General features: G+C 63.3%; 13 protein-coding genes. 5 read left to right on the top strand and 8 right to left on the bottom strand.

From position 1 onward, the window contains the following. The gene (locus tag J3P81_RS13270) at window positions 1-1,350 is read left to right on the top strand and encodes a TolC family outer membrane protein (RefSeq protein ID WP_420763813.1); all 1,350 of its coding nucleotides are present in this window, start codon (window positions 1-3) and stop codon (window positions 1,348-1,350) included. 192 nt (window positions 1,351-1,542) lie between these two features. On the opposite strand, the gene J3P81_RS13265 is transcribed toward J3P81_RS13270, so the two are convergent. From J3P81_RS13265 to J3P81_RS13245, 5 genes are all read right to left on the bottom strand, one after another. Then, entirely contained in the window at window positions 1,543-7,155 is a 5,613-nt protein-coding gene (locus tag J3P81_RS13265) for a putative Ig domain-containing protein (protein ID WP_434558998.1), read from the bottom strand. 320 nt (window positions 7,156-7,475) lie between these two features. Next, window positions 7,476-10,112, bottom strand: coding sequence for an excinuclease ABC subunit A (locus tag J3P81_RS13260; RefSeq protein WP_434558996.1), 2,637 nt, complete (start codon window positions 10,110-10,112; stop codon window positions 7,476-7,478). Window positions 10,113-10,444: 332 nt separating this feature from the next. Beyond that, a complete protein-coding gene (locus tag J3P81_RS13255; protein WP_434558994.1) occupies window positions 10,445-12,184 on the bottom strand; it encodes a dipeptidase in 1,740 nt (579 codons plus the stop codon). 194 nt (window positions 12,185-12,378) lie between these two features. Continuing rightward, complete coding sequence (locus J3P81_RS13250; protein WP_420763817.1) at window positions 12,379-14,382, bottom strand: peptidase U32 family protein; 2,004 nt, start codon at window positions 14,380-14,382, stop codon at window positions 12,379-12,381. Between the two features lie 105 nt (window positions 14,383-14,487). Then, window positions 14,488-16,053: a sensor domain-containing diguanylate cyclase gene (locus J3P81_RS13245; protein ID WP_434558992.1), complete on the bottom strand. Its 1,566-nt coding sequence runs from the start codon at window positions 16,051-16,053 to the stop codon at window positions 14,488-14,490. A gap of 128 nt (window positions 16,054-16,181) precedes the next feature. Here J3P81_RS13245 and J3P81_RS13240 point away from each other — a divergent pair, with 128 nt between their 5' ends. Further along, on the top strand, window positions 16,182-16,640 hold the full coding sequence (locus tag J3P81_RS13240; RefSeq protein ID WP_434558990.1) for a metallophosphoesterase family protein: 459 nt from the start codon (window positions 16,182-16,184) through the stop codon (window positions 16,638-16,640). A 10-nt stretch (window positions 16,641-16,650) separates the two neighbouring features. Here J3P81_RS13240 and J3P81_RS13235 read toward each other — a convergent pair whose 3' ends face one another. Genes J3P81_RS13235 through J3P81_RS13225 form a run of 3 tightly spaced genes read right to left on the bottom strand, consistent with a single transcriptional unit; the run spans window position 16,651 to window position 19,709 of the window. Beyond that, window positions 16,651-17,553, bottom strand: coding sequence for a sugar phosphate isomerase/epimerase family protein (locus J3P81_RS13235; RefSeq protein ID WP_434558988.1), 903 nt, complete (start codon window positions 17,551-17,553; stop codon window positions 16,651-16,653). A gap of 43 nt (window positions 17,554-17,596) precedes the next feature. Further along, entirely contained in the window at window positions 17,597-18,766 is a 1,170-nt protein-coding gene (locus J3P81_RS13230; RefSeq protein ID WP_434558986.1) for a Gfo/Idh/MocA family protein, read from the bottom strand. 19 nt (window positions 18,767-18,785) lie between these two features. Beyond that, window positions 18,786-19,709 carry a TIM barrel protein gene (locus tag J3P81_RS13225; RefSeq protein WP_434558984.1) on the bottom strand — a complete coding sequence of 308 codons (924 nt, stop codon included), beginning with the start codon at window positions 19,707-19,709 and terminating at the stop codon, window positions 18,786-18,788. Window positions 19,710-19,837: 128 nt separating this feature from the next. Between J3P81_RS13225 and J3P81_RS13220 the strand changes: the two genes are divergently transcribed. The 3 genes from J3P81_RS13220 to J3P81_RS13210 all read left to right on the top strand — a co-directional run bounded on the left by J3P81_RS13220 (window position 19,838) and on the right by J3P81_RS13210 (window position 22,907). Further along, window positions 19,838-20,893, top strand: coding sequence for a LacI family DNA-binding transcriptional regulator (locus J3P81_RS13220; protein WP_420763823.1), 1,056 nt, complete (start codon window positions 19,838-19,840; stop codon window positions 20,891-20,893). A 299-nt stretch (window positions 20,894-21,192) separates the two neighbouring features. Continuing rightward, entirely contained in the window at window positions 21,193-22,497 is a 1,305-nt protein-coding gene (locus J3P81_RS13215; RefSeq protein WP_434558982.1) for a flavin-containing monooxygenase, read from the top strand. Further along, on the top strand, window positions 22,497-22,907 hold the full coding sequence (locus J3P81_RS13210; RefSeq protein ID WP_434558980.1) for a RidA family protein: 411 nt from the start codon (window positions 22,497-22,499) through the stop codon (window positions 22,905-22,907). The genes J3P81_RS13215 and J3P81_RS13210 overlap by 1 nt, the downstream gene beginning before the upstream one ends. Window positions 22,908-22,917: the final 10 nt, after the last annotated feature.

Here is a 22,917-nt window from a genome sequence, read left to right as displayed (position 1 = left end):
ATGACCGACCGTTGCCGTTACGGCGTCCGTGTGCTGTTGAGCCTGTACACCAGTTGGGCGGTGATCGGCCCCGCCTGGGCGGCGGAGGGCGGGCTGAGCCTGACTGCCGCCTACGATGCCTCGCGGCTCAATGACCCGACCTTGCAGACCGCGACCCACGCCTACGACGCGTCCCGGCAGGAAGAAGCGATTGGGCGTGGCGGGCTTTATCCGCAGGTCTCGCTGTCCTCGCGGTATGGGTATGGCGGGCGTACCGATGGCGGCGACGACAGCAGTTATGTGAACAGCAACGACTACCAGGCGAACAGCGTGACGCTGGCGGCGCAACAGCCGCTGTATGACAAGGGGCGCTGGGCGGCTTATCAGGAAGGCAAGGCCCGCGGCGTGCTCGGTAGCCAACAATTCGACGTGGCCGGCCAAGCCTTGTTCGACCGGGTCGCCAAGGGCTATTTCGATGTGGCCCGGGCCGAGAATGAATTGAAGTTGATCGCCCAGCAGAAGACCGCCATTCGTGGCTTGGTCATCCAAAGCAAAAAGCTCTATGAAGGCGGCCAGGGGGCAATCACCGACATCGACGAGGCCCAGGCCCGGCTCGATCTGGTGGAGGCCCAGGAAACCGAAGCCCAGGCCCGTCGCGTGGCCGCGCTGCGGGCACTGTCGGGGCGGGCGAGTGTGCCCATCGAGGACATCCAGCCGATGCGCGAAGAATTGCCTGCCGGCAGCCCCATCCCGCCGGAGCAGGATTTGCCGTACTGGACGGCAATCGCCCGCGAGGCCAGCCCCGAACTGGCCGCGCGGCTGGCGGCGGTGAAAGTCGCCGAGGCCCAGGCCGACAGCCAGCGCGCCGGGCATTACCCGACGTTGTCGTTGACCACGCAGTTGACGCGCCGGGAAACCCGCCAGTACCAAGAGCTCGACCCGCGCCAGGACACCTATTACGTCGGTGTGCAGCTGGACATCCCCTTGTATCGCGGCGGCGCGGTGCGCGCTTCGGTGGCCAAGGCCGAGGCACAACTGGCCGGCGCCCAGTCCGACTATGACGTGCAGCGTCAGGAGCTGGCTGAGTCCATCGAGACCGATTACCTGGGCGTGGTGGCGGGGTTCGCCAAGAGCAGGGCCATGCTACGGGCGGTGGAGTCCAATCAGCGCGCGCTGACGTCGACGGAAAAAGGCTTCCAGGGCGGCGTGCGCTCGACGGTCGACATCCTCGACGCCCAGCAACGGCTGTTCCAGGCGCGCCGGGACCTGCTCGACACCAAGCTCGACATGCTCCAAAGCTACGTAAGCCTGCACACCCACACCGGCCAGATGAACCGTGCGGTGCTGGAGCAGGTGCAAAGTCTGTTCTGAAGTCCTGGCGCTGTGGTGGCGAGGGAGCTTGCTCCCGCTGGGCCGCGAAGCGGTCCCAAAGCAAATTACTGCGGTGTGTCAGGCAAATTCCGTCTTGCCTTTTTAGGGCCGCTACGCGGCCCAGCGGGAGCTTGCTCCCTCGCCACAAAGCAGGAGAGTACAAGGGCTGCAAAGCAGCCCCTATAAGCTCAATCAGGCAGTGAAGTCGCTGGCATGCAGCTCCTTGACGCCCACCAGAGAGAGTTCGAACTCGGCGGTGGCGTCGGAGTCGACGCTGCCGTAGAGGATGCCGTCGACAAAGCGCAATTGGCCGGTGGCGTTGGTGGTGTCAAAGGCGTTGCTACCAATGAAGGTGAACGCATCGAGGTTGGCGGTCAGCGGGTTGGCGTCCAGGCCGGTGAAGTCCAGCTTGTCCATCTCCGTGCTCTTGAAGCCGTTGATCACGTCCCGTGCCGCCCCGACGCCCATGTCAGACAGCGCGCCAAACGCATAGGTGTCCGCGCCGGTGCCGCCGGTGAGGTTATCGGTGCCCGCACCGCCGATCAGCCGATCATCGCCCGACCCGCCCACCAGGGTATCGTTGCCGGCACCGCCGTCGAGGATGTTTCCAGCGCTGTTGCCCGACAATGTGTCGGTGTAGGCGCTACCGGTCAGGTTTTCGATGAACTTCAAGGTGTCCAGCCCGGAGCCCACGGTGTTTTGCTGGGCAGAGGTCGAGAGGTTCACGGTGACCCCGGCCAGGGCTCGGTCGTAGGACACGGTGTCGTTACCATCACGCCCGTCGAGGATGTTGTCGCCGGCACCGGCGAACAAGGTGTTGGCCAGCGCGTTACCCGTCCCGTTAGCGACGCCGGGGCTGTCGACGTAGAGGTTCTCCACGTTGTTGCCCAAGGTGTAGGCGGCGAGGCTACTGTGGACGCTGTCGATGCCGCCGGTCACCGGATTGCTGCTTTTCTCGATGATGGTATCGCTGGCATTGTCGACATAGTAGGTATCGTCGCCGTCGCCACCGCTCATGCTGTCGGCTCCCGCAGCGCCATTGAGCACGTTGTTGGCGACGTTGCCGGTGATGAAATTTCGCCGATCGTTACCGGTGCCGTCGATGTCCGAAACGCCGGTCAGCACCAGGTTTTCCAGGTTGGCGCCCAGTGTCCAACTGACCGAAGCCTGTACCGTATCGATCTGCGCGGTCGAGGTGTTGGTTTCCACGACGCTGTCGAACGCGTTGTCGACGACGTAGATATCGTTGCCATCGCCACCGGTCAACGTGTCGGCGCCCAGGTCGCCGTTCAGAGTATCGTTGCCCGAGCTGCCCACCAGCGTATCGTCCTGGTCGGTGCCGGAAATCATCCCGCCCTCATTCTGCGCGCCGTCGAAAATGTCCTGCACGCTGTTGTTGTCGTTGGGGTTGCCCTGGAAACCGAGGTCATCGGCGATGTAGTCGGCCAGGCGCTGGCCGACGATTTCCGCTGATTCCTCGTGCAGGTGCCAGACGTCGTCGGGATAGACCAGCGGGTCCACTTCATAACGCAAGGGCAGGTCGTTGGGGTCCACCGCCAGTTTCACATCGGCACGCTCGGCGGCGATGGCTTCCTGGACGGCGCGAACGTAGCCCACACCCTCGACGATGTCGGCGATCTTATCCTCCGGGTAACCACGGGCGCGCGCGGCGTCCTGCTCGTAGTGGCCGGTCTCCATGATGTACACGTTGAAGTTGCCGAATTGGCTGTGCAGGTAATCGAATACCTTCAATGTCGCCGCTTTGTAGGCTGCCGCTGCTGCCGCCTTGTCCGTGGAGCGGGCGATTTCCTGGGCGGCTTCTTCGCCTTGGCCCCAGATGATGCCCATGGTTACGTTATCGATGGACTTCAGTTCGGTGAGCTGGTCACGCAGCAACGTCACGGCGCGCAACAGCGCCGGCCCCGGTTGATTGGTATCGGTCAGCCACCAGCACAACTTCAGCTCCTCGGCGCCCAGCGTCGACAAGCCGTTGACCGTGCTGCCGCCGACGGCGATGTCAATGCCGTTGCCATCGGCATCGTCGAACTGGCTGCGTACGTCGTAGGTGGTGTACTTGCTCAGATCGTTGACCAGCATCGAGGTGCCGGATTGATCGTCGTCTTCGCTCATGCGCAGCAGGCGCGCGTTGGATTGGCCAAGAGTCGGCAGGTAGAGGATGTCTTGCTGGGCGCGTTCGCCAAAGACGAAATCGTCGGCGGTGAGGGTGTTGAGGTAGTTGCCGTTCAGGGCGATTTCGAAGCGATTGCCATCGGCGTCGGCCTGGCTGGATTTGACGTAGGTCTTGTCGCCCGCCGCGTTCAGGGTCATGTAGAGCGTGCCGTTGTTGCCGTCGCCCAGGCCAAGGAAGCCCAGCCCGGAGACGTCGATCTTGTCCACGCCAACGGTGAAGTCGTAGATCGTGTCCGTGGCGGTCACGCCGCCGGTGTCGTAATCCCGGTAGCTGTCGGCCAGGTTGTTGTAGCGGAACGTGTCGGCGCCGTCGCCGCCATACAACGAGTCGCGTCCGGCGCCGCCGTCGATGATGTCCGCGCCGGTGCCGGCCTTTATGGTGTCGTTGCCGCCGAGGCCGAGGATCAGGTCGGCGCCTGCCGTGCCGTTGAGGCTTTCGGCGTTGGCGGTACCGGTGATGGTGTTGGCCGGCGCATCGGCGACCACCAGGGCGAAGTTGTCGCTGACCGAGGCGCCCGAGGGGTCGGTGGCCTTGACCAGCACGTCGTAGTTACCAGCAGCGGCGGTGGTGGGCGTGCCGCTGAACGTCAGGTTGGCGGCGTTGAACGTCAGCCACGAAGGCAGGGCGTTGCCGTTGGCGAGGGTCGCGGTGTAGGTCAGCACATCCTGGTTGGCGTCGCTGAAGCTGTTGCTGGCCACGGTGTATTTGAACGGCGTGCTTTCGCTGGCGTTCTGGTCCAGAAGGGGGATGACCACCACCGGCGCGACGTTCGTCGGAGTGTTCTGGTCGGCAAAGACAAAATGATTGGCGGTCAGGCTGCTGACCAGGTTGCCGGCCATCGAGATTTCGAAGCGGTTGCCGTTGGCATCGACCGTGAGGTCCTTGAGGTAGGTGCGGTTGGTCGATGCACTGTAAGTGACTTGCAGCGTGCCATTGAGCCCGTTGCCCAGGCCCGTATAACCGAGAGCCGCGACGTCGATCTTGTCGGCGGCCACGTCGAAATCGAGGATCTGGTCACTGGCGCTGGTGGAACTGGTGCGGTAGCTGTCGAGCTTGGACGTATAGCGGAATACGTCGGCGCCCGTACCACCGGTCAGTTTGTCCACGCCGGTGCCGCCCACCAGGACATCGTTGCCGGCGGCGCCATTGAGGGTGTCGTTGCCCGCACCGCCGAAAATCTGCTCGTTGGCGACGGTGCCGGTCAAGGTGTCGTTGTTCGGCGTGCCGTTGATCACCACGGACGAGGGCACGTCTTGCACGGCCAGGGTAAAGCTGTCGCTGACGGTGGCGTTGCTGCCATCGGTTGCGGTGACCTGGATCGAGTAAGTGCCCGACGCCGTGTCGGGAGGCGTGCCGCTGAAGGTGCGCGTGGCGGCATTGAACATCAGCCAGCTGGGCAGGGCGCTGCCGTCGGCCAGCTTGGCGGTGTAGCTGAGGCTGTCATTGTCCGGATCGTTGAAGCTGGTGGCCGGGACCACATAATTGAAAGGTGTCTTTTCGGTTGCGTTCTGATCCAGCAATGGCGTGGCTACTACCGGCGCCTGGTTGGTGGGCGAGGACGTGGCGAAGACGAAATTGGCATTGGTCAGCTTATTGAGGTAGTTGCCGTCCAGCGCTACCTCGAATCGATTGCCGTTGGCGTCTGCCTCCAGGGACTTGATGTAGGTCTTGGTGCCGGCGCTGTTGAGCACCAGGTAGACGGTGTTGTTCTTGCCGTCGCCAAGGCCGGTGAAGCCCATGGCGGAAAGGTCGATCTTGTCGGCGGCGATGTCGAAGTCGGTGATCAGGTCACCCAGATTCGCGCCGCCGGTGTTGTAGTTGCGGTAGCTGTCGAGTCGGTTGGCAAACACAAAGGTGTCTGCCCCGGCGCCGCCGGTGAGGGTGTCCATGCCCGCGCCGCCGTCGAGCTTGTCGGCGCCCGCGCCACCACTGAGGCTGTCGTTGCCCGCCAGGCCGAGCAGGGTGTCCGCCGCATCGCTGCCCTGCAACGAGTCGCTGCCGGTGGTGCCGGTGATCACCCGGTTGAAGATGAAGTTATCTGCCGTCAAGGTACTCGCCAGGTTGCCTGAGAGAATCAGCTCGAAGCGATTGCCGCTGGCATCGGCGTCGTAGTCCTTGATGTAGGTGCGGTTGCTGCTGGCGTTGTAGCTGACCTGCAGGGTGCCGCCACGGCCATTGCCCAGGCCGGTGAAGCCGAGATCGGCGAGGTCGATCTTGTCCTGGGTCACGTCGAAGTCGGTGATGGTGTCGTCGAAGCTCGCCGTTGCGTTGCGGTAGCTGTCGGACTGGCTGGTGAAACGGAACGTATCGGCGCCCGTGCCGCCGGTGAGTTTGTCGACGCCCGCGCCGCCCACCAGAATGTCGCTTCCGGCCGCGCCGTTGATGGTGTCGTTGCCCGCCGCCCCAAAGAAGATCTCGCTGGCGCTGGTGCCGGTGAGTGTGTCGTTGCCGGCCGTACCCTGCACGGTGGTCATCGGCACCGTGGCGCTGACGTAGCTGCCATCGCCATAGACCAGCGTGGCGCCCTTGCTGGTGTGGCTGATGGTGTTGGCGATGATGGCGTTGCGATCGGTGCCGTCTTCGTTGCGCTCGGCGACGCCGTAGGTGGACAGGTTGCTGCCGCTGATGATGTTGCCCTGGATCAGGTTGTCGCTGCCGTTGAAGTACTTGCCGGACACCCCGAGCGTATCGTCGTAGGACTGAATGATCACTTCCGGCACCGCGCTGCCCAGCGCGTTGTTGTTCAGCGTGTTGTCCAGTACCTCGACATGGTTGCTGCCATAGATGCGGACACCGGCGCCGTTGTTGTCATGGATGTCCACCCCGGTCACGGTTACGTCGCTGGACAGCTTGATCAGCACGCCTTCAGCGCCGTTGCCGTACATCTCGCCACCGGTGATGGTGATGTTGCTGGGGGAGGGGATGTCTTCACTGCCGCGCTGCACCACGATGCCGTTGCCGCCGTTGTTGTAAGCGACGTTGTTGGTCATGGTGAAATCGTGGGTACTGGTGACAACGTTGAAACCGTGGCGGTCGTTGTCGTAGGCAACGTTGTTTTCGAAGGTGCTGTCGCTGAGGAAGTCGGCGACGAATCCGTCCAGGCCGTTGCCGTGGGACACGCTGTTCTTGATAACCATGTTGACGGTTTGCTCGTGGGGGTCGAAGCCATACCCGGAGCAATCCTTGATCTCGACGCTGTCGAGGGTGACGTTTGAGTCGTAGCCTTCTTCGCCGGGGATATACCCGTTGAACCAGCCGTCCACCTTGCCGGTGGTGGCGTCGCGGTTGCCGTCGATGGTGAGGTTGCTGACCCCGAAATCATGGGTTTCTTCGCCATAGGCTGAGCGGATGATGCCGGTGATCTTGGCATCGGAGCCATCGACCAATTTCACCGTGGTGTCGCCCATGCCGTCGCCGTACAGGTAAACGTTGCTCTTGAGCATCAGGCAGCCGTCGGAGGGTTCCTCGCCCCCTGACACGATGTAAGTGCCCGTCGGCATGTACACCTGGCCCCCGCCCGCGGCAGCTGCCGCATCAATTGCACTTTGAATGGCCGCCGTGTCGTCAGTGACGCCATCTCCTTTGGCGCCAAAATTTTGTACGTTGAAAATCATGGACTTATCTCCGTATCAGGTTAAGAACCTCGGTATCTGCCAATATTCCATCAGCGACCACGGAGTTATGACCGGAGTAAGTGAAAAAGTTGCGTCCGCATATCGGCGGAGTGTCAAAAAACTGATAAACGGTTGTGGGTTGGTTTGATGTGTAACATTTAATTGACGCTTTTGAGCGCCGTATCAGAGCTGTGGGAGTTCGATCGCGATAGCGGTGTACCCGTTACCTTTGATGCAACTGATCCGACGCCATCGCGAGCAAGCTCGCTCCCACAATGAAAGGGTGGTGCGGCTTGCAGTGCCTTGGCCAAGGTGAACATTCACTCCAAGACCTTCTTGAGAAACGGCGCCGTGCGGCTCTCCCCGCAATTCGCCACCACCTGCGGCGCGCCGCACACCACGACTTTGCCTCCCTGAGTCCCGGCCCCTGGCCCGATGTCGATGACCCAGTCGCTTTGCGCTACCACGCGCATGTCATGTTCCACCACGACCACCGTATGCCCTTCATCCACCAGTCGATTGAGCTGCACCAGCAAGCGGTCCACGTCCTGGGGGTGCAGGCCGTTGGTCGGTTCATCCAGCACGTAAAGCGTCGCGCCTCGGGCCTTGCGTTGCAGTTCCGTCGCCAGCTTGATCCGCTGGGCCTCGCCGCCGGACAGTTCGGTGGCCGGTTGGCCCAGGCGCAGATAGCCCAGGCCGATGTCTTTGAGTACCTGGAGCGAACGCCTGGCTGGCGGTTGCTCGGCGAAGACCTCCAGGGCCTGGTTCACCGTCAATTGCAGCACTTGGGAGATGTCCAGGCCTTGCCAGGTCACTTCCAGGGTCTGTGGGTTGTAGCGGGCGCCATGGCAGGTCGGACAGGGGGCGTACACGCTGGGCATGAATAATAATTCCACGCTGACGAAACCTTCCCCCTCACAGGTTTCGCAACGGCCCTTGGCGACGTTGAAGGAGAACCGTCCGGCATCGAAACCGAGCGCTTGTGCCTGCTCCGTCGCGGCGAAGAGCTTGCGCACATGGTCGAACAGCCCGGTATAGGTGGCGAGGTTGGAGCGTGGCGTGCGGCCGATGGGTTTCTGGTCGACCTGAACCAGTCGCTTGACCCCCTCGAGCCCGGCGGTGACCTGGCCGCCGCTGGCCAGCACCGGTTCGTCTTCCAGGCTTTGCTCTTCGCCATCGGCGTTGGCGCCGGGCTGGCCCAGGTGGGCGCCGACCAGATCCAGCAGGGCCTGGCTGACCAGGCTGGATTTGCCCGAACCGGAAATGCCGGTGACAGCCGTGAAGCAGCCCAGGGGAAAACCCACGCTCAGGTTGTCGAGATTGTTGCGGGTGATGCCGTCCAGCCGCAGCCAGTCCTTGGGTGGGCGCGGATGGCGCGCAATGGCCCGTTCTTCGGCGAACAAGTAGGCGCGGGTGCGGGATTCGGGCACTTGCCCAAGGCCTTCGGGCGGGCCACTGTAAAGGACCCTGCCGCCTTGCTCGCCCGCGTCGGGGCCCACGTCGATCAGCCAGTCGGCGCGGCGCATGGTGTCCAGGTCGTGCTCGACCACAAACACCGAGTTTCCTGCTGCTTTCAACCGTTGCAAGGCGCCAAAAAGCGCCTCACTGTCGGCCGGGTGAAGGCCGGCGGAAGGTTCGTCCAGCACATAGATCACCCCGAACAATTGGGAGTTGAGCTGGGTCGCCAGGCGCAGGCGTTGCAGTTCACCGGAGGAAAGCGTCGGCGTGCTGCGCTCCAGGGCCAGATAGCCGAGGCCCAGGTCGATCAGCGTGACGATGCGCTCCAGCAGTTCGGCGGCAATGCGCTGGGCGGCCAGGCGCTTTTCCAGGGACAGATTGGGCGTGTGGCGCGCGTCCGGCCCGCCAGCGTGCGGGTTGTCGCCCCTGGCGGCGCGCTGCTCACGAGCCTCGCGCGTCTGGCGATGGGTCAGGACATCGCCCGATTCTTCGGGCTGCTCCAGATAATCCGGCGCCGCGACGGCCTTGAGCACCTCGGCCAATTCCAGCAATGACAGGTTGGACAGCTCGGCGATGTCCAGCCCGGCAAAGGTAACGGTCAGCGCCTCGCGCTTGAGGCGCTTGCCTTCGCAGACCCGGCAGGGGCTGGCGCGCATATATTGCGCCACCCGCTTGCGCATCTGCGCGCTTTGCGAATGCATGAAGGTGTGCAACAGGTAGCGCCGGGCCCCGCTGAACGTGCCCTGGTAGCTGGGCTCGAGTTTGCGCTTGAGGGCGTCGCGGGTCTGGGCCGGGGTGAGCCCGGCGTACACCGGGACGGTGGGGGTCTCTTCCGTGAAGAGGATCCAGTCGCGTTGCTTCTTCGGCAGGTCGCGCCAGGGAATGTCGACGTCATAGCCGAGTGTCACGAGGATGTCCCGCAGGTTCTGCCCTTGCCATGCCATGGGCCAGGCGGCTACCGCGCGTTCGCGGATGGTCAGCGAAGGGTCGGGGACCATGGTGGCTTCGGTCACTTCGTAAACCCGGCCCAGGCCGTGGCATTGCGGACACGCGCCCTGGGGCGTGTTGGGCGAAAAGTCCTCGGCATAGAGCATCGGTTGGTCGGCCGGGTAGCTGCCGGCGCGGGAGTAAAGCATGCGGATCAGGCTCGACAAGGTGGTGACGCTGCCCACCGAGGAGCGCGCGCTGGGCGTGCCGCGCTGTTGTTGCAAGGCGACCGCCGGCGGCAGGCCTTCGATGCTGCCTACGTCCGGCACGCCGACCTGGTCGATCAGGCGCCTGGCATAAGGTGCAACGGACTCGAAATAACGACGCTGGGCTTCGGCGTAAAGCGTGGAGAAGGCCAGCGAGGATTTGCCGGAACCCGACACGCCGGTGAACACCACCAGGGCATCGCGAGGAATGTCCACGTCAACGTTCTTGAGATTGTGTTCGCGGGCGCCACGCACCCGGACGAAACCGGTGCCAGCGGTCAAAGCAGGGGCGGAGCGTTGGGGCATCGGGGATTCCTTGTGGTTGTCGGTGCGTTACGGGCGGTGGGAGCGGACTGCATCCCGGCATGGACGAGTATGCGACCGGGCTAGATCGTTTGCGTGCGAAAAAATTTACTGCGCAGGAGGGAGAGGGGCGAAGCGCTGCGCAGGACGGGAGGAACCTGTTCGTGCCCTATGCACCGCACCCCTTTGTGGCGAGGGAGCTTGCTCCCGCTGGGCTGCACAGCAGCCCCCGGAACAGTCGCCGCGGTAGGTCAGGTTGATGGCGTTTGGCCCGTTGGGGTCGCTGCGCAATCCAGCGAGAGCAAGCTCCCTCGTCACCGGGAGCGCGCCGTTTCCTAGAGCTTCGGCAACTGCCCGATCCGCCCCATCATTTCGGTCACGACCTGTAGGTCCAGCAGAAACTGCTCCACGGTCTTGAACTCGTTGTCGTTGTGGCCGGTGTACTTGACGTCGGGCATGGCCAGGCCGAACTGCACGCCGTTGGGCAAGTCATGGACCGACGTGGCCCCGGCAGACGTGCCAAACTTGTGCTCCATGCCCAGGTTCTCGGTGGCGACGGCCAGCAGTGCCTTGACCCATTCGCCCTCGGGGTTACGGTACATGGGTTCGTCGATAGTGTTGTCGAAGGTCACGACAACCCCGGACTTCTTGGCCCACGCGGAGAGCTTGTCGTTGATCTCAGCCTTCAGCGTGTCCGTCGGCTTGCCCACGGGCACCCGCAGGTTCACGGCGAGCTTGAAGCTCTTGTCGTCCATCCCGACGTAGGTGAGCGAGGCGGTCAGCGGGCCCATGAACGCGTCGGAAAAGCCGATGCCCAGTTTGTTGCCCAGGTAATCCAGGCCCCAGTTGTCGGTGGCGTAACGCGCGGCGTCGGTGATGTGGTTGTGCTTGAGCGCGACCTTGCCATCCAGGCCATTAATGAAGGCCAGCATCCTGGCGACCGGGTTGACGCCTGACTCGGGCTCGGAGGAATGGGCGGATACGCCGGTAAAGGTCAGCTTGACGGTTTTATCGGCCCCTTCGCTCCTTACTTCAAAGTCGCCGCCATTGGCTTTGGCGTAGTCGGTGCCGGCCTTGAGCAGGCTGGCGGCCAGTTCGGCGGGTTTGTCGGTGGTGAATGTCGCGACTGAAGTTGACGGGATCTGGTTGGTCGCCATGCCGCCGGTCATTGCAACGACTTCAGCGCCTTTGCCTTCGCCCGCCCGGCGAGGGAAGTTCGCCATGACCGTGCCGTAGCCTTTCTCGGCGATCACCACTGGGTAGCTGCCATCGAGCGCCAGGTTGTAATTGGGCGTCGGGTTGCGCTCGAAATAGTAGGGGATGGCGTCGCCGGTGGTTTCTTCGGTCGTGTCCACCAGCAGCTTGAAGTGGCGCGCCAGCGGCAGTTTTTCGTCCTTGATGATCTTCATGGCGTAGAGCGCCACGACGATGGCGTTCTTGTCATCCTCGGTGCCTCGACCGTACATGCGATCGCCCACCAGCGTGACCTTGAACGGATCGAGCCTGGTGCCGTCCTTGAGCACCCAGTTTTCCGGCGTCACCGGCACCACGTCGGCATGGGCGTGAATGCCCACGACTTCGTCACCGCTGCCTTCGAGTGAAATCTCATAGACGCGGTTGTCGATGTTGCGGAAGTTCAGGTTGAAGTCGTTGGCCAGGCTTTTGATCTTGTCGGCGATCTTGAGAAACTCGGGGTTTTCATGCTGGGCCACGCCGTCCTTGCGAAAGGTCGGGATTTCCACCAACTGGCGCAAGGTCTCGGTGGCGGCCTTGCCATACTTCACCCGGGCGTAGATACCGAGCAGCCGATGGATTTCGTTCTGTTGTTCCGCCGACAGGGTTTTGTTGCCTTGGAAGGCATCGATGGCCGGGCCGAGATTCGCGGATTCGGCCAGCTCACTCTTGGCGACGCTCGCCAGGAACTGGCGGAAATCGCTGACCGAGGTATCGGCGTAGGTCTTGACGAAGTCCGCGCTCTGTTGCGCGGTGATGTTGGCGTTGGCGGATATCGAGTAGGACGAGAGGGTGGACAGGACGAGGGTGGCAATAGCCAGGCGCTTGAACGGGAAGTTCATGGTGAGGGCATTCCTTTGCAAGGGAAAAGTGTCGTTTGGTGAAACAATCACTTACAACCTAGCACCATGAGCGCCGGTTGGGGGAGCCCTAAGAACGGAATATGTCGCCGGAAAAAGCGCAAACGGCGCAGAAATGAAAAATCCCCTGTGGGAGCGAGCAAGCCCGTTCCCACAGGGTTCGGTGGTGACTGGAGTCAATGCGTCCCGCGCGGAATCGTCTTGAGCAGATCTTCCGGGCTGATATGCCCCACCACTGGCTGAGCCGTGCTGCCCGGCAATGGCAGGTCGAGGATATGCCCCTTGATCTTGCCGACCACATGCATCTCGCAGGGTTTGCAATCGAACTTCAAGGTCAGCACTTCATCGCCGTGAATCAGCTGCATCGGCGCGACCTTGGTGCGCACGCCGGTGACGCCCTTGGCTTGCTTGGGGCAGAGGTTGAACGAAAAACGCAGGCAATGCTTGGTGATCATCACCGGTACTTCGCCGGTTTCCTCGTGGGCCTCGAACGCCGCGTCGATCAGCTTGACGCCGTGGCGGTGGTAGAAGTCCCGGGCCTTCTGGTTGTAGACGTTGGCCAAAAACGACAGGTGCGACTCCGGGTACACCGGTGGCGGCGTGGTTTCAGCCTTGCGCCCGCCCCGTGGATGCGCCGCGACGCGCGCCGTGGTCAGGGCTTCGATCACCTCGCGGCGCAGTGCCTTGAGCTGGGAGTTGGGAATGAAAAACGCCTGGGGCGCGTCCAGCTTGATCGACGTGGCGTGGTACTCGGTGGTGCCCAGTTGGCCGAGCAGGTCCTGCAACTGCTCCAGGGCTTGTTCTGGCTTGTTCGCCAGGCCGAAAGGACCGTCGAGGGCAACGCTGGCGCTGATGCCTTCTTCGCTGGTGGCGGTCAGCTCCAGACGCTCTTCGCGCAACTGCGCGACCCAGGCCAAGCCTACGCGACGCTCGGCGGAGGTCTTGAGCAAAGCTTGCTGCCAGTTGTGGTCCAGGTTGCGGCTTAGCGGATGGTTGGGCCGCAACTGATACATGCCGGCGGGCATCTCGTTGGGCTCGACGCGGTAGCGGTAGCGCTTCTGGCCTTCGTCATCGAGGAACTCGCCCTTGGGCTCGGCGATGTTGGCCCGGAAACCCACCACTTCGCGCTTGACCAGCACGTTCAGGCCGTCGCCGTTGGACAACGGATCAGACGTCACCACGTGCAGGTCGCGCTTGCCGACTTTCTCCACCACGCCCACCGGCACGCCGGTGAACGTGGGGGAGTCGAAGGCGCCGATATCGATCTTGCGCTCGCTGACGAAGTAGTCGGTGCTGCCACGGTGGAAGGTCTTGTCCGGGTCCGGCACGAAGAAGTGCGCGATGCGGCCACTGGAAGCGCGGGCCAGGTCCGGGCGGTCTTCGAGGACATCGTCCAGGCGCTGGCGATAGTAGGCGGTGATGTTCTTCACATAGGCCGCATCCTTGTAGCGGCCTTCGATCTTGAACGAGCGCACGCCAGCTTCAACCAGGGCGCGGATGTTGGCGCTCTGGTTGTTGTCTTTCATCGACAACAGGTGCTTTTCGTAGGCGACCACCCGGCCTTGATCATCCTTGAGGGTGTAGGGCAGGCGGCAGGCCTGGGAGCAATCGCCACGGTTGGCGCTGCGGCCGTTTTGCGCGTGGGAGATGTTGCACTGGCCGGAAAACGCCACGCATAACGCGCCGTGAATGAAGAACTCAATGGCCGCGTCGGTCTCGTCGGCGATGGCGCGGATTTCCTGCAGGTTCAGCTCGCGGGCCAACACCAGCTGCGAGAAACCGGCTTGGTCGAGGAATTTCGCCCGGGCGAGTGTGCGAATGTCGGTCTGGGTGCTGGCGTGCAGCTCGATCGGCGGAATGTCCAGTTCCATCACGCCCAGGTCCTGGACGATCAGGGCATCGACGCCGGCATCGTAGAGCTGATGGATCAACTGGCGGGCCGGCTCCAGCTCGTTGTCATGCAAGATCGTGTTGATCGTGGTGAACACCCGGGCATGGTAGCGATGGGCGAACTCCACCAGCCCGGCGATATCGCTCACCTCGTTGCAGGCGTTGTGACGCGCACCGAAACTCGGGCCACCGATGTACACGGCGTCGGCGCCATGCAGGATCGCCTCGCGGGCGATGGTCACGTCGCGGGCGGGGCTGAGCAATTCCAGATGATGTTTAGGCAAGGACATGTTTTTTTAGTCAGGCTGGTCACGGTCGAAGCGCGCATTGTAGCCGCCAGGCGCCGGATCGGCACCTGTGCAAGCCTGTGTCGGGGGAAATGAGCCGATACGCGGTCAGCCCTGGGCGGCGCCGATGCTGCACCAGCGGTTGCGCCCGGTGTTCTTCGCCAGGTACAGGAACGCGTCGGCGGCCTTGATCAACATGGCGGGGCTCACGTCCTCGTTGCTCGGCTGGCAGGTGTTGATGCCCGCGCTGATGGTGACGATGCCCAGGGGATGATCGCCATGCTCGATGTTCAGGGCCCTGACGGCTTCGAGGATTTGTTGCGCGACCTGGGCGGCGCCAGTGCTGTCGGTATTGGGCAGCAACACCGTGAATTCCTCGCCGCCGTAGCGGACCGCCAGGTCCCCGGGCCGCTTGATCGTCTGCCCGATCGCGCTGGCAATCGCCCGCAGGCAGTCGTCGCCGGCGGCATGGCCGTACTTGTCGTTGAAGCGTTTGAAGTAGTCGACGTCGAGCATGATCAGGGCCAGGGACGAACCCTGGCGCTTGGCCAGGCGCAGCTCATCGGCCAGGGCGCTGTCTAGCCGCCGACGGTTGCCCAGGCCGGTCAGGCTGTCGGTCAGGGCCATGTCCCGCATGGCCTGGTGGGCGCTGCGGATCTGCTTTTCCATGGTCATGCGGTAGCGCAGCTGGCTCAACACGATGAGCCCGAAACCCACCAGGATGGCGATCAGGAATATCAGGACCAGGCTGGTCTTGAACAAGTCCCGGCGCCACGGGGCGACGATCGATTCGCGGGACAAACCGGCTTCCACCACCAGCGGGTAGGTGGTCAGGGCCCGGTAGCCGTACAAGCGTTCGGTGTCGTCGACGACCGCCCGGGCTTCGGCCACGCCCTGGTTGGAGGTTGGCAGGTGCTCACGGAAGATCACGCTGTTGACCAGGCTCTTGCCGATCACCGAGGCGACGAAGGGCCGTCGTACCAGGATCGTGCCACTGCGCAATGCCAGGACCAGCGCGCCTTTGTCGTCGATCTTGAAGTCACCGTAATAGTCGACGAAATAGCTGACCTTGACGGTCCCGAGCATCACGCCGGCGAAAGAGCCGTCGGGGTTGTTCAAGCGGCGCGAGACAGGAATGATCAAGTCGTCGGTGGAACGACTCTTGATCACTTCGCCGATACGCACGCCACGGTCCTGGTGGGTGCGGTGGTACTGGAAGTAGTCTCGATCGGCGTTGTTCGCCATTTCCGGTATCACGTCCTTGTCTGTCGCCAGCCATTGACCGTCCGGGCCGTAGATAAACAAGCCGTGCAGTTGCGGCATGATCGCGGCTTGCTGGATGAGCAGCTTGTGGATACGCGCAATGTCCATGTTTTGCAGCCCGTCGCCTTCCACTCGTTCGGCAAGGGCGGCGGTGAGCACGTCCACTTGGCGGATGGCGTCTTCGGCGTGTTGGGCGGTCGCCCTCGCCAGGTTGGTGACCGAGTCGCGGGCGGAAGCGAAGGCCGCGCGATAATCGCGCCATGTGCGCCAGCCCTCGACGGCCAGGAAGGCCATGACGACCACGAGCATGAAACTGACCGTCAGCCGAAACGCCGCCCCGGCTCGCACAGCCTGCGGGAACGCTTGATCGGGGCTTTCAATCCTGGGCTCTGGCTGTTTGCGTCCGAGCATTGGCTTATCCTTCTACACGACGGGTCCGTGCGCTTGCAGCGCACAGCCTATCCTATTCCATTTCAGCACGTTAGCTAACTGCGACGAGGCCTATACAGCCGACGACACACGGCACAAGGGGAAGGTTCATGAAAGTTGGCGTCATATCCGACACCCACGGCTTGCTGCGCCCCGAAGCGTTGGACGCGCTGCAAGGCTGCGAGAGGATCATTCATGCCGGTGATATCGGCAGCCACCAGATCCTGGAAGCCCTGGCATCCATCGGCGAGCTGTACGTGGTACGTGGGAACAACGACCTGGAGGCCGACTGGGCGGGACAGATCGCCGATCAGTTGCAATTCGATCTGGGCGGGTGCCAGGTGCTGTTGGTCCATGACATCGCCGATGTGCCGGCGACGCTCGATCCAGCTGTAAGGGTGGTGATCACCGGCCATTCCCACAAGCCGCTGATCGACTGGCGTGGCGAGCGGCTCTACCTCAACCCCGGCAGCGCCGGCCGGCGGCGGTTCAAGCTGCCGGTGACGCTGGCGTTGCTGGAGGTCAGCGAGCAGGGGATCGAGCCGCGGATCGTGCCGTTGCTACCGTGACAGGTCTGAGTTACCTGAAGTATTTGTCGACGTAGGACTGGATCTCCTGGCGCATGAAACGCCCGGATTCATCGGCCCGTTCCTCCCAGCCGAACACACACGCCGTGACGATGCCGTCGAAGCCGGTCTTCGCCAGTTCGCCAAAGAACAGGTCCCAGTCGATCTCGCCCTGGTGCATGTCCATGTGCTGATGCACCGTCACCTTGGCTCCGGGTGGGTTGACGATATAGCGCAGGCCGGACGAGGCCTTGTGGTTGTAGGTGTCGGCAATGTGGACATGGGTGATCATCGACCCGGCTTCAGCGATCATGGCTTGCATGTCATCGCCGAAGTAGAACGTGTGGGGGGCACAGTACAAAAACTTCACGTTGTCTGAACCGACGGTCTTGAGCATGTCCAGGGCCGGCTGAAGGGTCTCGCACCAGTCCTCCGGATGCGGCTCGACGTTGAGGGTTACGCCTTCGGATTCGAGAATCGGCACCAGCTCTTCCATCGAGCGCCACCAGGCCGCTTCGCTCGACTCATGACTGTGCATGCCGCCACAGCAGCTGACCTTGTGCCCGCGATCGGGCGACGGCCCGCGACCAAACTCCGAGTTCATCGTCGTACACCCCATCTCCACGGCAACCTGGATCGCTTCCTTCCAGTAGTTCACCGCCGCCCGGCGTTCGTCCTCGTGGGGGCTGGCCCAGCGGTACATCGGCAGCAGCGACGCCAGTTGCAGGTCATGGTCGCGCAGGGCTTTCTTGAATTCGGTGATGCGTTCCTTGTGGGCGCGAGGGCGAACCCACCACGGCAGGAAATCTTCACGCGGCGACAGTTCCAGGTATTGGTAGCCGAGCTCGGCGGTCTTGCGGCACAGGTCCGGCAGGCTCAGGTGGCGGTGCATGTAGGGATCGAGGGCGATTTTCATTGTTGTTCTCCGTTGATCAACATTGGTTACCTGTGGCAGCAGGTTAATAGGCGATCCAGGTTGAATCGTTGTTGGCCGATTCCACGCAGCGCTCCACCCAGCGCACGCCGTCCACGCCGGCGTCGATGTCGGGATAGCGCAGCGCGGCCAGCATTTGGGCGTCGCCACGGTTGGCGGCGTCCATGGCGAGGGCGAAGCGGCGATAGAGATTGGACCAGGCCTCGAACAGCCCTTCGGGATGACCGCCACCGATGCGGTCGTCCAGCAAGGCGTCGTCGTGCAGATAGCCCATGCCGCGCTCCAGGGTTTGCGCGGGCTGGCCCTGGATCTCGAAACTGAGCTGGTTGGGGCGCTCATCCCACCATTCCAGGCTCGCCCGGGACCCGATCACGCGGATTTTCTGGCCGTGCATGGAACCGGCATTCACCGCGCTGGACCAGACCATGCCCATCGCGCCGCTTTCGTACTCCATCAAGGTGTAGGCGTTGTCCTCCAGCGGCGCGCGGCTGGCGACGAAGCTCTGCCGGCTGCACATCAAGCGCTTGATCTTGAGCTCGGGCAGCATCACCTTGGACAGATACAACGGATGCGTACCGACATCCCCCAGCACATAACTGGGCCCGGCCTGGCGCGGGTCGACGCGCCATTGCGTCGCCTGGCTCTGAGCCTCTACCGGCGCGCTGTGAAAACCGTGGGCGAACTGCATATGCACCATGCGGATCTCCCCCAGCTCCTTGGCTGCAATCATTGCCCGCGCCTGTTCGATCAACTGGTGCCCGGCGTAGCCGTAGGTCAGGCCGACGATACGGCCCCGGGACCTGGCCAGGGTCCGCAACGCCTCGGCTTCGTCGAGGGTGAAGCACAGCGGTTTCTCGCAAACCACATGCAAGCCGGCTTCCAGGGCGGCGCGGGTGATGGCGTAGTGCGTGCCGTTGGGGGTGGCGATCGACACCGCCTCGATGCCGTCGGGCCGCTGTGCTTCCAGCTCGAACAAGCTCAGGTAGTCCGGATAACAGCGCGCCGGGTCGATCCCCAACGCTTCGCCGAAGGCCTGGCCACGGCCCGGATCGATGTCCAGCGCGCCGGCGACCAGTTCGAAGTTGCGATCCCGCAGGGCGGCCGAGCGGTGGATGTAACCGATCTGGCTGTGCTCGCCGCCGCCGACCATGGCCCAGCGCAGGGGCCGTCCAAGGGTTTTGCTGCCATTGATCATAAGTGTTGTCCTCGTTTGGTCAGAAGCCGATGCCGGCTAGATAGGCGCGGCTGGCCGCCACGTCGTCCAGGCTGGTGGCGGCGTTGCGCGGGTCGCGTTCCTGTTCGACGGTAATCGCGCCTTGGTAGCCGAGCTCACGCAGCAGGCCATGCAGGGCCGGGTAGTCGATGGCACCGCGTCCTATCGGGCACATCACGCCCCGGGCACAGGCGGCGAAGAAGCGGATGCGCTCGTTCAGCACTTGGTCGAAGACCGCCGGGTCTATGTCTTTGAAGTGCAGGTAATCCAGGCGATGGGCGTAGGTGCGCAGCGATGCGAGCGGGTCCATGCCGGCGTAGTAAAGGTGCCCGGTGTCCAGGCACAACCCGGCAATGTCGTGGGGGATGTCATCCACCAGCCGCGCCAGCTCATCGGCGAATTCGATGTAGCCGCCCGCGTGAGGATGGATGACGGCGCGGATGCCATAGGTCTCCCAGGCGAGGGCGGCGATGGCGCGGATATGCGCCATCATCGCGTTCCAGTGCGCGTCGTCCAGGCGTGGCGCGCGGTCCGAATGGCCGGCCGCGTAATCGCGTTCGTCGTGGCCCCAGTCGATGATCACCAGGTAGGGCCCGCCGAAGCGCTGGCCGGGCTGGGGTTTGAAGGGCGGCAGTTGTTTGAGCGAGCCGCAGATGGAGTGGGTCTGGCGCAACAGTTCGGGCAGATTGGCTGGGTTTACCAAGTCATCGAAAATCGTTCCCGCGACGATGTGCAGGCCGTGCTCCGACAGTGCTGGATTGAGGATTTCCGCCTCCAGCGGCAGATAACCATAGGGCCCCAGCTCGATGCCGCGATAGCCCGCATCGGCGGCTTCGCGCAGCACCCGTCGCCACGGTGGCAGAAACGCGTTCTTGATGTCATCGACGCCCCAGCAGCAAGGCGCCGTGCAGATGTGGATCGCCATTTGAAGCACTCCGGCTGTGTTGTTGTTTTTGTCTTGGGCTGATGCTATTGCCTCGTTGCGGAGCGGGCCATGGGGAGATGGCTTAATGTGTCAGAACCCCTCATGATGGCGAAAAGAGGTGTCAAGACATGTCAAAGCAGCCACGCCGAAAATTGCGCCCCACCATGGCCGATGTCGCCCGGGAAGCCGGTGTGAGCCTGTCGACGGTGGACCGGGTGCTGAACCTGCGCGCCGACGTGCGTGCCGATACCGCCCAGCGCATCGCGGCAGCGGCGGGGCGCTTGGGCTTCCATGCCAAGGGGGTGATCGAGCAGCGTGTGCTCAACGACCGTCCCACCCTGCGTCTGGGGTTCCTGTTGCAGAAAAGCGGGGTGCCGTTCTATCAGGGGCTGGCCCACGCCCTGTCAAACGCCGCCGCCACCTGCACGCGAGCGCGGATTCGCGTGGTCATTGGTTACCTGGACGACCTTGATCCGGTCAACGTGGCCCAACGCATCCTCGCCTTGCGTGACCAGGTGGACGGCCTTGGCGTGGTGGCGGTCGATCACCCCAAGGTGCGTGAGGCGGTGGCCCAATTGCGCGCGACAGGCATATCGGTCGTGGCGCTGCTCTCGGAACTGTCCAGCGGCGCCGGCACTGGTTACGCCGGCCTCGACAATCGCCTCACGGGACGCACCGCCGGTTGGTTCATCAGCCGCCTCGCCAGGCAGCCCGGGCCAGCGGCGGTCATGCTCAGCAGCCAGCGTTTCCAATGCCAGGAATTGTGCGAATTGAGCTTTCGCAGCTACTTGGCGGAGCAAACCGGCGAATGGGAGCTGCTCGCCTCGCGCCTGACCCTGGAGGACGACGAGTTTGCCTATGGCAACACCGTCGACCTGCTTACGGCAGAACCCGACCTGGCAGGGCTTTACGTAGCCGGCGGCGGCATCGCCGGGGTATTGCGGGCCCTGCGCAGCCTCCAGCAGCAACAGCTGCGCCTGCCCGTCGTGGTGTGCCATGACCTGACGCCGCTGACCCGGGAGGCGTTGAAAACCGGATTGGTCCAGGCGGTGCTCTCCCACCCGGTGACCACCCTGGCCGAAGAAGCCGTGGATGCTCTGGTCGAAGCCGCGACGGCCACGTCGGTGGGGCCGGTGGCGAGGCGGGTGGTGGCGTTGCAAGTGGATGTTCCGGAAAGCGTCTAGGCTCTGTACGAAATGTATCCGCACTCACCCATACAGCGTTGAAACGGGGCTGGCCTTCGCGCGAACACATTTCAAACAGACCCTGGGACACCCGCGCGCGCTGGTCCAGCCATTCGTTCCCCAACCAGTTTTTTCCTTCCCAGCCACAACAAAAACCCTCGTTTCGTAAATTCCCGCCTGCCAACACAATCGCCTCGACAGCTTGTTTCGATAGCTGCAATCGCAGAACAACAAGAAACCGGAACCCGAGGCGGCGACACGCCGACTTGAGCCAAACCCTCTGCCGGAAGTGCCAAGACATGCCCGTTGAAACCCTACGCATCGATACGCTTGTAATAGGCGCCGGCCAGGCCGGCGTCGCCATGAGTGAACATTTGAGCCGCCAAGGCGTGCCGCATCTGGTGGTGGAGCGCGACCGCATCGCCGAGGCCTGGCGCACGGCGCGCTGGGACTCGCTGGTCGCCAACGGCCCGGCCTGGCATGACCGCTTTCCTGGGCTGGAATTCGACGGCCTGGATCCCGATGCGTTCGCCTCCAAGGACCAGGTGGCCGAGTACTTCGAAGCCTACGCCCGCAAGTTCAACGCGCCGATCCGCACGGGTGTGGAAGTGCGCAAGGTCGAGCGCACTGTCGGTCGCCCAGGTTTTACTATTGATACCTCCGACGGTGTGATCGAAGCCACTAACGTGGTGGTCGCCACCGGGCCCTTCCAACGTCCTGTCATCCCGCCCATCGCGCCGCAGATGCCTGCGGTCACCCAGATTCACTCGGCGCAATACCGCAACCCCGGGCAGTTGGCCGAAGGCGCCGTGCTCGTGGTGGGGGCGGGGTCGTCGGGGGTGCAGATCGCCGATGAATTGCAGCGTGCCGGCAAGCAGGTCTACCTCTCTGTCGGTGCCCATGATCGTCCGCCACGCGCCTATCGCAATCGGGATTTCTGCTGGTGGCTCGGGGTGCTGGGCGAGTGGGATGCCGAGGCGGTCAAGCCGGGCAAGGAGCACGTGACCATCGCTGTGAGTGGCGCCCGGGGCGGCCACACCGTGGATTTCCGCCGGCTGGCCCACGAGGGCATCACGCTGGTGGGCCTGACCCGAGCGTTCAACGGCCACGTAGTGAGTTTCGAATCCAACCTTGCCGAAAACGTCGCCCGTGGCGATGAAAACTACCTGGCGTTGCTCGACGCCGCCGATGCCTACATCGAGCGCAATGGCCTGGACCTGCCGTCCGAGCCCGAGGCGCGCCGGCTATTGCCCGATCCTGAATGCATGACCCATCCGATCCTTGAGCTGGACCTGGTCGAGGCGGGTGTCAGCACCATCATCTGGGCCACCGGGTACTCGGTGGATTACAGCTGGCTGAACGTCGATGCGTTCAAAGCCGATGGCAAGCCTCGGCATCAGCGTGGGGTCTGCAGCGAACCTGGCCTCTATTTTGTCGGCCTGCCTTGGCTGTCGCGCCGGGGGTCGGCGTTCATCTGGGGCGTGTGGCACGACGCCCGGCATATCACCGACCACATCGTCAAACAGCGCACGTATCTCGACTACCGCGATGCATCCCAGCGCATTTCGCCACCTTTGAAAACCAGCCTGACGGGAGTTCGTTGATGCCTACTCACACTCGCATCCGCATGTTCAACACCAAGGACACCTACCCCAACCAGACCCTGGACAACGACCTGTGCCAGGCCGTGTGCGCGGGCAATACCGTTTACGTCCGTGGGCAGGTCGGCACCGATTTCAACGGCCAGCTGGTGGGCCTCGGCGATCCGCGGGCCCAGGCCGAACAGGCCATGCGCAACGTCAAGCAACTGCTGGAAGAAGCCGGCAGTGACCTGAGCCACATCGTCAAGACCACCACCTACCTGATCGACCCGCGCTACCGCGAGCCGGTGTACCAGGAGGTCGGCAAATGGCTCAAGGGCGTGTTCCCGATTTCCACCGGGCTGGTGGTCAGCGCCCTCGGCCAGCCGCAATGGCTGATGGAAATCGATGTGATCGCGGTCATCCCCGAATAAGGAGCACGAC

This window comes from Pseudomonas sp. R1-6, assembly GCF_051132115.1.
Classification (GTDB): Bacteria; Pseudomonadota; Gammaproteobacteria; order Pseudomonadales; family Pseudomonadaceae; genus Aquipseudomonas.
The sequence above is the reverse complement of the archived record's forward strand: the minus strand, read 5'-3'. Positions and strand labels throughout refer to the sequence as shown.

Coding starts and splice junctions, on each gene's coding strand:
- J3P81_RS13245 (WP_434558992.1), bottom strand. CDS start 16,053: ATGCTCGGACGCAAACAGCCAGAGCCCAGGATTGAAAGCCCCGATCAA.
- J3P81_RS13240 (WP_434558990.1), top strand. CDS start 16,182: ATGAAAGTTGGCGTCATATCCGACACCCACGGCTTGCTGCGCCCCGAA.
- J3P81_RS13235 (WP_434558988.1), bottom strand. CDS start 17,553: ATGAAAATCGCCCTCGATCCCTACATGCACCGCCACCTGAGCCTGCCG.
- J3P81_RS13210 (WP_434558980.1), top strand. CDS start 22,497: ATGCCTACTCACACTCGCATCCGCATGTTCAACACCAAGGACACCTAC.
- J3P81_RS13260 (WP_434558996.1), bottom strand. CDS start 10,112: ATGCCCCAACGCTCCGCCCCTGCTTTGACCGCTGGCACCGGTTTCGTC.
- J3P81_RS13265 (WP_434558998.1), bottom strand. CDS start 7,155: ATGATTTTCAACGTACAAAATTTTGGCGCCAAAGGAGATGGCGTCACT.
- J3P81_RS13270 (WP_420763813.1), top strand. CDS start 1: ATGACCGACCGTTGCCGTTACGGCGTCCGTGTGCTGTTGAGCCTGTAC.
- J3P81_RS13230 (WP_434558986.1), bottom strand. CDS start 18,766: ATGATCAATGGCAGCAAAACCCTTGGACGGCCCCTGCGCTGGGCCATG.
- J3P81_RS13250 (WP_420763817.1), bottom strand. CDS start 14,382: ATGTCCTTGCCTAAACATCATCTGGAATTGCTCAGCCCCGCCCGCGAC.
- J3P81_RS13225 (WP_434558984.1), bottom strand. CDS start 19,709: ATGGCGATCCACATCTGCACGGCGCCTTGCTGCTGGGGCGTCGATGAC.
- J3P81_RS13215 (WP_434558982.1), top strand. CDS start 21,193: ATGCCCGTTGAAACCCTACGCATCGATACGCTTGTAATAGGCGCCGGC.
- J3P81_RS13255 (WP_434558994.1), bottom strand. CDS start 12,184: ATGAACTTCCCGTTCAAGCGCCTGGCTATTGCCACCCTCGTCCTGTCC.
- J3P81_RS13220 (WP_420763823.1), top strand. CDS start 19,838: ATGTCAAAGCAGCCACGCCGAAAATTGCGCCCCACCATGGCCGATGTC.